Source organism: Echinicola marina (genome assembly GCF_020463795.1).
GTDB classification, from domain to species: Bacteria; Bacteroidota; Bacteroidia; order Cytophagales; family Cyclobacteriaceae; genus Echinicola; species Echinicola marina.
The window spans coordinates 2,075,838-2,089,669 of the sequence record NZ_CP080025.1 but is presented as its reverse complement, the minus strand read 5'-3'; the positions used below and the strand labels follow the sequence as shown (position 1 = coordinate 2,089,669).

Annotated in this window: 9 protein-coding genes; 4 read left to right on the top strand and 5 right to left on the bottom strand. The window is 38.9% G+C overall.

Annotation, left to right across the window (positions count from 1 at the left end):
* The first annotated feature begins 551 nt into the window (after positions 1 to 551).
* Complete coding sequence (locus KZP23_RS08730) at positions 552 to 1,259, top strand: hypothetical protein (RefSeq protein ID WP_226335861.1); 708 nt, start codon at positions 552 to 554, stop codon at positions 1,257 to 1,259.
* A gap of 90 nt (positions 1,260 to 1,349) precedes the next feature.
* Here the strand turns inward: KZP23_RS08730 and KZP23_RS08725 are convergent, their stop codons facing one another.
* From KZP23_RS08725 to KZP23_RS08715, 3 genes are all read right to left on the bottom strand, one after another.
* On the bottom strand, positions 1,350 to 1,928 hold the full coding sequence (locus tag KZP23_RS08725) for a DUF3244 domain-containing protein (protein ID WP_226335860.1): 579 nt from the start codon (positions 1,926 to 1,928) through the stop codon (positions 1,350 to 1,352).
* A 733-nt stretch (positions 1,929 to 2,661) separates the two neighbouring features.
* Positions 2,662 to 3,270: a hypothetical protein gene (locus KZP23_RS08720; RefSeq protein ID WP_226335858.1), complete on the bottom strand. Its 609-nt coding sequence runs from the start codon at positions 3,268 to 3,270 to the stop codon at positions 2,662 to 2,664.
* 666 nt (positions 3,271 to 3,936) lie between these two features.
* A complete protein-coding gene (locus KZP23_RS08715) occupies positions 3,937 to 5,130 on the bottom strand; it encodes a hypothetical protein (protein ID WP_226335856.1) in 1,194 nt (397 codons plus the stop codon).
* Between the two features lie 209 nt (positions 5,131 to 5,339).
* Here KZP23_RS08715 and KZP23_RS08710 point away from each other — a divergent pair, with 209 nt between their 5' ends.
* The 3 genes from KZP23_RS08710 (at position 5,340) to KZP23_RS08700 (ending at position 8,719) form a co-directional block, all read left to right on the top strand.
* Entirely contained in the window at positions 5,340 to 6,323 is a 984-nt protein-coding gene (locus KZP23_RS08710; RefSeq protein WP_226335854.1) for a hypothetical protein, read from the top strand.
* Positions 6,259 to 7,356 (top strand): 6-bladed beta-propeller, encoded by a 1,098-nt coding sequence (locus KZP23_RS08705; protein ID WP_226335853.1) that lies wholly within the window; start codon positions 6,259 to 6,261, stop codon positions 7,354 to 7,356. Before KZP23_RS08710 ends, KZP23_RS08705 begins: the two co-directional genes overlap by 65 nt.
* Before the next feature lie 202 nt (positions 7,357 to 7,558).
* Positions 7,559 to 8,719: a hypothetical protein gene (locus tag KZP23_RS08700; protein ID WP_226335852.1), complete on the top strand. Its 1,161-nt coding sequence runs from the start codon at positions 7,559 to 7,561 to the stop codon at positions 8,717 to 8,719.
* A 214-nt stretch (positions 8,720 to 8,933) separates the two neighbouring features.
* Here KZP23_RS08700 and KZP23_RS08695 read toward each other — a convergent pair whose 3' ends face one another.
* Both KZP23_RS08695 and KZP23_RS08690 read right to left on the bottom strand, forming a co-directional pair.
* Positions 8,934 to 10,286 carry a sulfatase family protein gene (locus KZP23_RS08695; RefSeq protein ID WP_226335850.1) on the bottom strand — a complete coding sequence of 451 codons (1,353 nt, stop codon included), beginning with the start codon at positions 10,284 to 10,286 and terminating at the stop codon, positions 8,934 to 8,936.
* 343 nt (positions 10,287 to 10,629) lie between these two features.
* On the bottom strand, positions 10,630 to 13,731 hold the full coding sequence (locus KZP23_RS08690) for an efflux RND transporter permease subunit (protein WP_226335849.1): 3,102 nt from the start codon (positions 13,729 to 13,731) through the stop codon (positions 10,630 to 10,632).
* Positions 13,732 to 13,832: the final 101 nt, after the last annotated feature.

Genomic DNA, 13,832 nt, shown 5'->3' with positions numbered 1-13,832 from the left:
TATTGTGTTTGTACCACCTCCATTGCTAATTATGTACCATGCCAAAACAACCTTCTAAGATTTGGTATATTGTAAATTTTAAAATTAAAAAAACTGTTAAAAAACAAGTGTTCTACTTTCTTTGGCACAGAGACCATTCATAAGAAACTGTATCATATTGACATAACTTACCGCCATTGTGCTCGTATTTGATACAGTTTTTTGACCATTTCTATTTAATTCCCCGTAATAGTTTTTCCACTCGACATTCTCAGAAAAAAAATATTTTTTTATTATTTCCCCATTAAAAAATTAACGCATTGAATCTCATTTCTATAAAGCTGTTCTATTTCGGACAATCGACTGTACTATTCTGTCACAAAAACCAATAACTCCAAGTCCATTCCTACAGCCCAAATCAGCACTAAAAACCATCGAGGCAAACAGCTCTTTTAAAAAGCATTTTTGACTATAGCTAGTCATTAGCACCTAAATCACCCGCACAATAACTAAAACAACATTTATGGCATAAACATTGGCTAGTTCAGGAAGAATTAAACCAACTATTTATTATGAAAAAGAATACTTTAATCATGGCCCTTTTGGCCTTGGGAACCACAGGATTTTTATCCTCATGCAATAACGACGATTCTGATGAAATGCCTCAAGCCAATATCACGGTAAAAGCGCGGGCAGTAACCGAAAGTAATTCAGAAGAAAACAATGGCCTTATCTCCGGAGCAAGTATCACAAGTGCCGATTTTTCCTTTGGTAATCTTTCCATAATTGGCAATTCCAATAGCTCGGGAAGCGTTCAGTTACCGCTAGAGCAAGCGATGAGTTATTCCCTCAACCTGATCCAAAGCGCTTTGCCACAAAGTGAAACGCTGGGCAGCTTAAGCCTAGATGCTGGAAGCTATACTGGTATTACTTTGCAATTCCAACAAGATGATGCCCTGATGGAAACAGATGTCTTATTTGAAAAAAGTATCAATATACAGGGAAATGTCAATGGTCAGCTTTTGAATATCTATACAGATACTGAAGAAATGCTAACTGCGGCTGCTGATGGTGGGAACCTGCAACTGGAAGGCAACCAAGATATTTACCTTAACTTTGACCTCAATAGATTGTTTGAAAACATAGATCTTGGCTTGGCGGTAGACGGAAACAGTAATGGCATCATAGAAATTGAACCGAACAATTTGGACGGTAACAGGAACATCTACCTCACCATGATGGGCAATCTAGAAAAAGCACTTTATATCTCTAAAAACTAAACCCAGAAGGTGATCATCTACTATAGAAATATAGAAACAAAAAAGGCGCTTTGAGATTTTCAAAGCGCCTTTCTTAATTCAGTATCTTATTTATAGTGCAGAGAAATATTTACCCTGTCCATTTTCATTACTTACTTCAAAAACCAAATTGTCAATTGAAGTTACTTTTTCAAACTTAAAGACCTTTCCGAACTTGCTACCTTCGTAAGAAGATTCAAAGATCACATTTCCGTTATCAAAAATCCTTACTGTTTTTTTAGCATCATCGGTTGATTTAACCAATACAGCTACATTATCATCACCCAATACTTTTACTTTGGTGAAATAATCAACCTGCTCTTTTTTCGCTCCTACAAATACATCCATGTTTTGTAATGTTCCTTGCTCAGGAGTAAACACTTCAATTTTATAATCTCCTTCAGCCAATGCAGTAAGATCATATTTCTTAGCGAAAAACTTCTCACTTGAAATAATGTCTTTATATACTACTGAACTGTTTTCATCTTTGATTCTTACCAAAACTTTGCTGCTTGGTACTGCGAGGAATTTCACCTCCACTTTTTTATCAGCGATTTTTTCGATTTTGACAACTTTATCGTCAAGGTCGGATTTAGCAAATGTACTTACTGAAATACATAGCGCTAATAGGGATGCAATAATTAATCTCATAATTTTAGAAATTTTATTTGATGCTTTACTTTTTCTTAAACTTTCTAGCTTAACCAACCTGCGGTTTTAGCTAATTCTAGTGGCTAACTATTTTGGGCGGGATTGTTGATGATCTCTGATCACCTTACAAAGGTACAAACCAAGAATATTATTGCAAAATATTCAACCAAAACAATATAGTTTTAACGATTTAATAATAATTTAGCCGAAAAATTAATCACACAACATTCCTGAAAAAATCAAAATTGAGAATAGACAAATCGCTTTACCCAAAATTTTCATACGACAAAAACCATAAAAGCAGAATTATATTTATTTACAAAATATCATAACTAATATTATCACAATATTAATTGGAAAAACACCGAAAACGGTTGCGATAATTCCTGCTTATTACAAAACCAATTGGCATCACTATAAATCCAAGTCCAATTCCAATTTTATATAGCGCCTTAACACCTGTCCCGGGGGGGATGAATTGAACCATGAAGACATAAAGAAATAATAGCATGAGGCTTTCTTCCCAGCCCAAATGCAAACCCAACTCTCTTAATGAACCTTAACTACATAATGGTTAATAATTAAAAAAACATAAAGAAATAAAGAGCATGAAGTACCCTTCCCCAACAAACATCTCCAATCCTTAATGGCCCTTAATTCCTTAATAGTTATAAAAGCAAACCACAAAAAAAGGCCACCCAATGGGCAGCCTTATCATATTGGTTTAATTCTATTAAAGAGCAGAAAGGAACTTACCATTACCATCGTCACCTCTTACTTCAAATACAAGATCCTTAAGCGATTCTACTTTCTTAAGCTTAAATAATTTCCCATAGTTTTCGCCCTCAAAAGAATCTTCGAATACCACATGTCCTTGGTCTAGGATGCGGATGGTCTTTTTACTTTCTCCCTTCGTTTTCACCAACAAAGCTACATTTTCGTCATCTATAACTTTAACTTTGGCGAAGTAATTAGAACCAGCTGCTTTTGCTTTACCAAGTGATACTTCAAAATTATCAATGGTACCTTCTTCTCTGGTAAACACTTCAAATTCATAATCACCTTCCGCTAAAGCTGAAAGATCATAACTCTTTTTAAATTCCTTATCGGTTTTAATGATTTCTTTATAAACCAAAGCATTTCTCGCATCTTTGATTCTTACCATTATTTTTCCATTTGGTTCCGTCAAAAACTTTAACTGAACCTTTTTGTCCCCGGTTTTCTCAAGGACCACCGTTGATTTTTTGTCTTTTTCTTTCTCTAGGTCTTTTTGACCTGCTGAATAAGCAAATGCACTTCCTGAAATGCACAATGCTACTAATGATGCAATAATTAATCTCATGGTTTTAAAATTTTAAGGGTTATAACTAACACTTGTCAAACCTCCCGATGATCATTTTGATGTCGGATTTTTCTGAGGCTAATTATTTTGGGCAGGTACTATTAATTACTTAATCACGTGATTGTAAGTCAAACGTAAAAAATAGGATTCATAATTACAAATACCGCAACAAAAAATAATTCCTATTAACAATTTGGCAATATTCGTGATTTCTGGATAATTATTCAATATTGACAAGCCGAAACCGTTTGCAGACAATTCAAACAATAGCCTAGTTCAAAAATCACCAAATAAATTACATTTTTTATAAATATCAGAAAATGAAAAAACTTTCAAAAACAATTAATTTTTTAACCTAAAAATCACAAAAACACATAAATAATGAAAAAACATGACTTGAAACAAACCAATAAAACAACATAAAACACAACATACAAAACAAATAGCTTTAACACTAACCTAGCCACATCACACAAGCATAGAGTCTACTCATCTCTATCTCAATACATCCAAACCTCAATAATAACCCTATCAGCTATCCCCTTTTGAATACCCTGGTTATTAGAAAAATCTTCTGATAATATAAAGAGCTGATTCAGTGAAAGCCATATTTTTTTGTAAGTCTATTATCTAATGTCTTAGGTCTTGACACCAAATACAAGCTACTTATTTTACCTTTAGTCTATAGAAAACATTATAATCCCGCTCCACTTCCGGATCAAGATTGTCATTAACATAGATAAATCCTTCTTCGTCCGAAAAGTTGATGCCACCATGAACTGGCAGCTCATTGATTACCCCTACTTGTTTCCCATCTTTAACCACTATATAATATGGCTTGGCATATTGTTTGGAAGCCTCCTGAAATTCAGGCAGCTGATAATATTGCTCGCTTTTGGCACGTAATTCCTTCAAGATCTCCTTAGGTATCCTGGTATAAAAGCCCAGCAAATACCCATCACCTAAGACCCTCAAGTCCATAAAGAAAGGATAATCATCCAACCAACGCTCAGCATCAAGATCTATATCAGGCGCTAAATCAGGTCGGAAACGATGACTCAGTTTGACACTATCTTTTAAAATCGGTTCCTCTCCTGAATAATCATATATAAAAAGCTGACTTCCTGCAGATGGCAGCAAAGCCATTTCCTTATTCTTCCTGTTAATGGTAACCAGAGGAGAAGCCTCTCCCACATAACGGCCAGATTTCCTGGGCTCCCATTCCTCAGGATAGGTAGTAATTAGCTCACTCTCTACATCTTCAATATTATAGTTAAAAATTGTTTTCGCTTGGCTATAAAAATCTGCGCCTAGTTTTTCGGCATTGATCTCCTTATGGTTATAGGCATTTCTTTCCTCTCCAAGGACATATAACTCACCATTTTTACTGTAGGGATGGAAAGTAGTTCTTGTCGCATTGATGGTAATGGAAAAGATCCCTTCGGTCACTGCTGGCAATTCTTTAATCCTGTTTCCCTGATAGTCAAAGACATAATAACCGGTCATTAGATTTTGGGCTAGCCAAGCAGTATCGTTCAACAACCTATATCCAGCCCCGTAACTTCCAATTCCATTTGGACCATCATTAAGAATATCATATTCTTGAATCACAGTACCATTTTCATCCACTAAAAGAGGCTGGCGGCTTTTATAGTTTCTAAGCATATAATATCCCAGATCAGCCATATGGTCATCCATAAGCAAAGGCTCCAGCTCATCCACCACCAGTGAATCCACTACCTCCAGTTCCAGTTCGGCATTGGGGCCTTTTGCTTTTTGTTGGTCTTTACTGCCTCCACAGCTGACCATAAAAAAGATGATTAAAAGAAAACAGCTGAAGTTGGTCTTAGAATGATTCATATACATTTAATAATTATAGACTAAGCTTTTGATGCAAAACAATTGCCATTGTAGCGAAAACTCTTCGAAAATAACCAAAATAATTTTTAGTTTAAAAACTATTTTATTAGTTTAATAGCTATTAAACTAATTTCCAGAAACATAGAATTCTTTTGAATCAAAAAAAGGAGCTATATTTCTGAGATTTTTTGAAAACAAACTCAATAACCATGAATATTCTATTTCTTTTCCTTTGGTTCTATTTTTTGCCCAATAACGTAAAAAAAGACATTATCATCGAACACCAATACTTACCTAGGATTGATGCCTCAAGTATTTCAGATGAGGTGAAGCTTATCAGTATGGACAGGGATTATCACAATATTCAAAGCATGGTGATTACCGAAAAATCCCTTTTTATCAGCCCAGGAGAATATAATAAAAAGGGCTTTGCCTATTCTATTTGCAAATTAGATAAAGCTGGCAGATTCCTAAAAGAAATCTATCGCAACAATGAACACCTTATAAAAGACTTAGCCTTTGACGAGCTTGAAAACAGGCTATTGATTGCTCATAGTAATTCTATCGTTATATACGATATATCAAATGATAAAATTCTCCAATCCATCTCAATTCAAGAATCCATCAATAACCTAGCCCTTTTCAAAGGAAAAGTCTATACTTCGGGCATATCAAATGAATTTGAAGAAAAAACATACTTTATGGACAGCTATAATGCCAAAGACCTGAAGTTTGAAAAGCGGCATTTGGATTTATCCTATGAATCATCTTCCATCAATATATTCAACCCTTCAACATTGACAATTAATAAAGGGGAACTGTACTCGGCTATTGGCGAGGACAATGTCATCTATTCCTCTTCCGACAGATTTCAGGCTCCCGTCTTCCAATTCAAAAACTTATCCCCTGGCAAAAAAGGCCAGGATATATTTTCAGGTTACCGGGGACTTGTTGGAAAGTACACCACAACCCACTTCAGCCATAAAAATCAGGTCTTTATCCTTTTTTATGATTTGACTGCCAATAAACAATACTTAAGTAAAACCGGAACATCTGCTGGTGTATTTGATGATTTCAATGACTCTGGATACTATCACCTCCAATTCACTAACCTAAGCTCCTATATGTATGCTTTTAAAAGAAAAACCTCAGATCACAATGCAACACTTGCGTTATTTAAAATCAAGTCTTAGCCTTCTTCTATCGGTTTGTCTTGCCTGCTCTAGCTCCGAATCAACTGAACTGGCAAGCATTTACATTCCCAAAAAAGGGGATCCGAATATCTCACTGAAGGATATTGCCCAATCTTTGGAGACTGTTAAACTGGAAACCACTGAAGAGTCCTTTCTGAGCATGGTTCAGGATGTGAAATTTTCCAAGGAGAAATATTTTGTGGTGGATATGGCAGGAAAAATCCTTGTTTTCAACAAAGAAGGAAAATTTCTTTACAGACTTGGCAAATCAGGAAACGGCCCTGGTGAATACAGACATGTTTCGTCCATTGCCATTAATGGAAAAGCTGAAATGGTATACATTGCATCAGGCAGAAAACTATTGGAATATTCTTTTGACAACACATTCGTATCGGAAAAAACAATGCCCTTCTTTATAGATCACCTCGCTATCATTGAACAGCAAGTATACCTAATCGGTGGTAATGATGGCATCAAAAAAGGGGGCAAATATGTCAATCAGCGCACATTTTATAAGCTTGATCCTGATCTAGAAATCAATGATTCTCTTCCTATAAGAAATATGCAATTGGACAAAGAAACAGCAGCCATGTTTCCCTACAAACACTATCTCTCTCAATTCAACGGTGAAAACTATTTCTATTTGCCTGTACTGATCAATGAAAGCATTTTGAGAGACAGTTTATATCAAATAAAGGATGAAAAGCTAATTCCTGTCCTCAAGTTAAATTTCGAACCTCCCTATATAAGCGAAGAGGGTATCAAAAAAATCGCCATCAAAAACGTGGTCAACTCTCCTTCCTTCTTGACCTGTGAGTACGATCGTGAAGGGATGCGCATGCTCTATTTTTATAATAAAAATGAAGATAAAGGCATCAATATCAAAGAAGGTTTTGTGGATGAAGCAGGAGAAAACGTTATCATAAGACCACTTGACCTCGAAAACAACATCTTTTATTATATCAAGGCAGCAGAATACACCTATGCTGACGCCGAAGAACCTAATCCAAGTATTGTATTAGTAAAGCTATAAACAACTGTTATTTAAACTACTTAATCTGTATATCCGCTATTCCACCAGTAAGTATTACCCTTCAAAACATTCTCTCAAAAATGACACATATTTCAAAGACATAATTAATTAAATCAGTGGAAATCCATGGAATCCGTGAGAAATAAAGCTACTGGTGTGAAAACGGATAATCATTCTACTTAAACTTTTAAACCAATAAAACATGATCCAAGTCATCATCAAAATACTTTTCGTCAAAATATGTTTCCTCTTCAGTCTTACTTGTTCTAAACATACATTTGCCCAATATTCTCTAGAAAAAGTGGATGAGTTCCAAATCAATTCACTTTGGCCGGTGGAGATCATAGACCACTCCCCAAAAGAAGGCCTTTATCTTGGTTATATTCATAAACGCAGCGAAGGAACTGAAATCGCTATCCTAAATGAGAAAGGAGAAATTCTCATTAGCAAAAACATGCAAGGCGATGCCCCTGACAAATACACCGCATCCTTAAATTGTCTTGGTTTTTCGGAAAATGGGGATATATGGGCGTTAACGGCTACAGAGCTATTGCTTTATGATCAAAAGTTAGTTTTGCAAAAGCGACAACCCTATAAATCCAGTGTAAAAATACACCTCTATGGCAGCTTGAGACCTTTTGCCCATTTCTACAAAAACAATGACCCTTCCTCCCTTTATTTTATTTCCAATCCTTCAGGAGTAAGCAAATATATGGGGAAAAGAGATTTTAAAAGCACCAACCTTATCGAGATTTCCAATGAACAGGAAAGTAACTCCTATGAAATTGCACCTGTAGCAGAAAGGGCTCTATATAGGTCCCTTGACCCATCCACTAATGGTGTTTACTCTCCCATATACACTTTGCAAGGAAAAAACAATCCTAAGCTGTATTTGACCACTTCTTTGGACAATGAAATCACTGTTTTAGATATCAATACGGGCGAAGTAATATCAAGGGTAAAAATCAACCACGATGAGTTTAAAGTCCTAGAGAGCCAATCTATCTCCCTTGACAATATGCCCTCCAAGGGAAGAATCACCCTGTCAGCCTTCAATCGTAATCTGTTCAAATTGGATGGTGAATTGATGGCACTGGAATATGTAAAGGATATTTCCCTTGGGATTTACGAAAAAAACAAAGCGGAGGATCCTAACTACCACCACTTCAAGGATCCGAACTATCACAAAATCATCCTACTGGACGAACATAAGCAGCTGAGCAAAGACCTATCCATTCCTTATGGAAAAATAGCCATGGCCTTACCGGGAAACCGTCTCTTGATCCGATTGATCAACCCAGATGAGGAAGAGGATTTTATCCAATATGGCATTTATCAAATTACCGAATCAGATAACAACTAATATGAAAAGCGCCTACTTATTTTTAACAGTTACTTTTCTTTCTCTTTCCTGCAGTTCGCCATCCTCAGATAAATACCACAAGCTTTCGCATACCTATTTTTCTTCTAGAAGTATTTTCAAAAGACTTGCATGAAACATAGCAGTTGCTATTTTAATCGAAGGGATCCTTTTGATTCGCTTTTAATCTTTACTGGTAGAATTAAGGATATATATATCATCTAATTCGTTTTCCTGTCCAGCGGTTAAATCCATCAGGCGTATAATCCTTAGGGAGTTCATCTTCAAATTCCTTTTTCCATGTATCCAACTTGGAACGCATCTCTGCCAACACCTTAGCATAAGTATCATCCATAGCCAAGTTATTAAGCTGAAAGGGATCGGAAAGCACATCATATAATTCCTCTTTTGGCCGGGAAAGGACAAAGCAATCCATTTGGATCTTTTCCAGCTCTGCCTCATTATGCAAGCGAATCATTTCCTGATAACTTATGCTGGACACCGCATCTGCCGGAGGGGAAGCATTCAGATAAGGGAATTCATTTCTGATATATAAGAACTTATCCGTCCTCAATGCACGCTCATAAGCTTGGTAATCATGCCAATTATGTTCGCCCACAATATAATCACGCCCTTTATGATCAGCATCTTCCAAAACTGAAGCAAAAGAAATCCCCTGAAAAGCTTTGGGTAAAGCAGCTCCTGCCAGTTCACAAAAGGTAGGAGCTATATCAATCGAACTAATCATCGCTGCCGTTCTTCCTGGCTTAACTTGATTGGGCCATCTGACAATAAAGGGAGTCTTGATGCCACTATCATAAAGCCTGGTTTTGTCCCTTGGAAATGGCCTGCCATTATCCGTCATATAGATCACCATGGTATTTTCATCTACACCCTGTTCCTTCAATGCTTCCATCACCTTTCCCAAATAACTGTCCAAACGGGCAATCTCATCATAGTATAAGGCCAGGTCCTTCCTAACCGAATCGTTATCGGGTAGATAGGGAGGAACTTTCACCTGTTTGGGATCATGTGGATTGGGGATGATATTTTCCTCATAGGATCTATGTGGATCTTTAGAGGCCAACCACATAAAAAATGGCTGATCTTTTGGTCGCTCTTCCAATGCCTGTATCCAATATTCACAACCACTGACTTGATGGCCATATATCTTGTCAAAATCCTTTCGAGGTGGCCCGATATGGTATTTCCCTGCTGCCACCGTATAATAACCTACTTTTTGAAGCTCTCCAGCAAACAAGAGTTGATCCTCGGGCAAGGGCATATGTAACTCGGGCGCACCTGTACTGTGCGGATACCTGCCAGTCAAAATACTGCACCTACTGGGACTGCAAGAACTGGTAGTCAAAAAAGCATTATCAAAAACCAGCCCCTCTTCTCCCAATTTATTGATATTAGGCGTTTGGACCATATCATTGCCATATACCCCGCTATCATCCCATGCGGCATCATCAGCGATAATAATGATAAAATTGGGCTGTTCCTTTTTTTGGCCCAGCACCTCAAAAGTTATTAAACACAGAAAGATAAAAACATTGATTACTCTCATGAATCAAAATGGTTAAGAAAATTAAAAAGAATATTGGCCTGAAAATAACCCAACTATCTACTGGATACAAGTTTAAGGTTCAATTAAATATTATCTTGTATACGCTAAGTTATATTATAAGTCTTTATTCTTTGCTCTTTAATCTTGACATAAAAAACCACAGAGTAACACTAAGTCTTCACAGAGGCCCCTGAGTTTCTCGTAAACCCAACCTTCGCGACCTTTGAGCTTCCTTAGCGACCTTTGTGGTAAAATCTATATACTTTGTACTTCAGTCTTTGTTCTTTTGTCTAGCGTCTGGTGTCTAGCGTATTTTATCTAGATACTTGATACTTTGTACTTGCTACTTCCTACTCTCTTTCCTCCACAAAAACACCGGCAAGGCCACAAATACCCCTAGCATACTGAACACCAGCCCTCCAATAGTACCTATGGCAAGCGAAAACCAGAATATCTCGTTTTGCCCCTCCATAATAAATGGAACCAAACCAAAACAGGTGGAAAGCACCGTCAATAGAATGGGAATGGATTTACCTGCCACTGACTTCAATACATTTCGGTTATACTTTCCATTTTCTCTATTGTTCAGGTCATTGACGATGAAAATGGCGGCATTCACCGCCAAGCCCCCCAGCATTACAAAAGCAGCATAGCCGCCCTGATCGAAATAAAAATCAAATAGCGAAAAGATCAAGAACAAGCCAATAAAGGCAATAGGGATCACCGCAATGATATAAAAAGGCTGTTTGAGATTTTCAAATAAGACTCCGCAGATAAAGAAAATCGCCACCATCAAGACCAGCAACAGTGTATACTGTCTTTGGGTCTTTCCATAGCCCCAGCCATAGGAAGAAGTCTCAGCAGAATACCCAATGGGCATACTTGCCTTCATCTCTTCCAGCACTTCATCCAGGTATTCACGGCCAAACTTCCTTGAGCCCATATACTCAAAGGCCACCCTCCGGATATATTGTCGGTCTTCCTTGTGCAGGGAGTTGGTCGTAGTTTCCTTTACCAGCGTCCCTAAACTGGACACTTTAAGCATTTTGTCCTCCGAACTGATCAAGGTGGTTTCTTCCAAGTCAAAACGGGAGAAATCTTCTGCATGCTTTTCCCTGACGACCACACCATAATTCTTATCCTCTAGGTTCAAATAAAGACTTGCCCCAGTGGGTTTGGACCTATCACTCAGGGCCGTCATCACCTCATATTGATTGGTACCCTGCAGGGCGAGCTTCTTCTGATCAAATCGAAGTACAAACTCCTCAGAACTCCTTTCCCCGTAAGACAGGCGCTCATTGGTATTGACTTCTTGGATCCTTTTGTGCTGCATGAGCTTTTCGGCCAGTACTTCGGACTGCCTTGCCAGTTCATCATAGTTATAGCCCTTCATCATCACGGTAAAGGATGGAATCCCTTCTCCGCCGGGGCCGGCACTAAAACCTTGGCCCACTCCATAGATACTCCATCTTGCACCGCTCCAGTCTGTTGCTTTTACTGACAGTCTTCCTTTCAGCTGATAAGGCAAGGCTGAATTTTCATAAGCTTCCTTAAAGGTAATGGTAATGGAAGCATATTGTCCCGAGGACACATTGCTCACAAACTTGTCTACCCCTTCTACCCCTTTTAAAAACTCCTCAAACTCCCGAATGATAAAGTCCATTTGATCGAGGGTATTCCCAAAGGGCAGGCGCACATTTACATATAGCCTTGTCTGGGCAGCTTCCCTGTAGCCAGACTTCTCAAATACCCCTCGGACAAACATCCTCAAGGAACCACCCAAAGCCTTATCCACATAGGGCCTGATGTCCTCTTGATATACCGTGCTGCCAATGACCTTATTGTACCAATCCTGCCCTTCCCATTTGGCCGGCAGGTAAAATATGGGCAAGCCAAAAAGCAAGACCAAGAATATGACAAAGGTCTTTCGGTAGTGAGCGGCAAATCCAATGAGCTTCCGGTACCTTCCAAACCACCTCACCCGTCTCCTCAACTTGGGGACAGTGATGCTTCTTTTCTGGCCTACTTTTTCCCCAAATAGTAATTGGTACATGGCAGGGGTAAACATGAGTGCCACCAGTAGCGACACTGCCAGCATCACGGCTACCACCACCGCAAAGTCCGTCAGGTTTTTCTGGTCTTCTTCCGGCAATAAAAATACCATAAGCAGGGCGGCAATGGTGGTCAGGGAAGCCGCCAAAAGGGCCAAAAAGACCTTTCTATTTTTGTGTTTGTGCAGGTGATCGATCATGATAATGGCATTGTCCACGATCAATCCAAAAGAGATGGTCAATCCTGCAATCGAATAAAGGTGCAGATGGGTCCCTAAAGTATATAGGATAATGCCCGTAGCACTCAGGTTGACCAGGATGCCCAAAAATAATACGGTCAGGTAACGCCAGTTCCGGTTGATCAAAAAGATAAAGACCACCAAAATCAGGATGGACAGCCCTGATCTTTTATAGATTTTGTTCAGTTCCTTGGACAGGTATTCGGTATCATCCTGCTCCAAGCGCACATCATATCCTGCAGGCAACAGCTCAGAAGCTTCCTCGATGGCCTCCTTTAGCCTTTGTGCCAAAACCACCTTGTTCACCCCTTCTCTACTGGTAATGCTCATGGTCACGGAGTTATTGCCATTGATCCGGTAATAGCGATTGGGTTCCGCTTCCTCCAAGGTCAGTTGGGCAATGTCCCTGAGGTAAATATCCTTTCCATCGCGATTAGTAATCCTAAGCATTTCCAACTGCTCCATTTCGACCAAGGAGCGGTCCACCTGAATAAAAAGGGCTTCCCCTTGATGGTTCAGGGCCATGCCGGGAAAACTTGTTCCAAAAGCACTGCGCAGCACTGAATTGAGCATTCCCCTGCTTATGCCAAAAGCCTGGAGTTTTTGTATATCGTAGGTCACAAAAAGCTGCAGGTCCCTGGCCCCATAAACCTGGATTTCCTCCACCTCATCAAAGCGGTTAAGGACGGACTTCAAGATATCCTCAGTGACCTTTTTGATTTCAAAGGCCGCAAAGGGTGCATTGATGCTGTATTGCAGAATAGGCGGTTCATCATTACGCTGGGCAGACTGGTAAACCAACGGAAAGCTGACCTTGGCATCCAAGGATGGATACACCTGCCTGATCAGGGAGGTCACCTCAAACTTCTTGAATTCCATGTCCGTGTGCTTATCGAAGCGCAGAGTCACAGAGCCGCCATTATAGCGGGAAACCGATTCGATTTTCTTAAGATCGGACAACTGGCTAAAAAGCCCCTCCAAAGGTGCCGTCCCCAGCTTTTCCACCAGCTCTGGGGAAGCATCCCGCACGGAATAGGAAATACTGAGCACCGGCTGCTGTTCTCTGGGATTCAGCTCCACGGTCAGCCTGGGCACCAAGGCAAAGCCTATGATGGCCAGCACAAAAAACGATATGACAATTCTAAATGGACTCAAATTTTGTTTTAGACACTAGATGTTAGACATAAGATTTTAGACTTTAGATTAGTCTTGAGATGTGAGTATTGAGTATTGAGCCTCAAGTCATGTTGTCCATT

Bases quoted from the DNA above. Each gene is read 5' to 3' on its own strand.
- KZP23_RS08725 (WP_226335860.1), bottom strand. From the start codon at position 1,928: ATGAGATTAATTATTGCATCCCTATTAGCGCTATGTATTTCAGTAAGT.
- KZP23_RS08695 (WP_226335850.1), bottom strand. From the start codon at position 10,286: ATGAGAGTAATCAATGTTTTTATCTTTCTGTGTTTAATAACTTTTGAG.
- KZP23_RS08730 (WP_226335861.1), top strand. From the start codon at position 552: ATGAAAAAGAATACTTTAATCATGGCCCTTTTGGCCTTGGGAACCACA.
- KZP23_RS08710 (WP_226335854.1), top strand. From the start codon at position 5,340: ATGAATATTCTATTTCTTTTCCTTTGGTTCTATTTTTTGCCCAATAAC.
- KZP23_RS08715 (WP_226335856.1), bottom strand. From the start codon at position 5,130: ATGAATCATTCTAAGACCAACTTCAGCTGTTTTCTTTTAATCATCTTT.
- KZP23_RS08705 (WP_226335853.1), top strand. From the start codon at position 6,259: ATGCTTTTAAAAGAAAAACCTCAGATCACAATGCAACACTTGCGTTAT.
- KZP23_RS08700 (WP_226335852.1), top strand. From the start codon at position 7,559: ATGATCCAAGTCATCATCAAAATACTTTTCGTCAAAATATGTTTCCTC.
- KZP23_RS08720 (WP_226335858.1), bottom strand. From the start codon at position 3,270: ATGAGATTAATTATTGCATCATTAGTAGCATTGTGCATTTCAGGAAGT.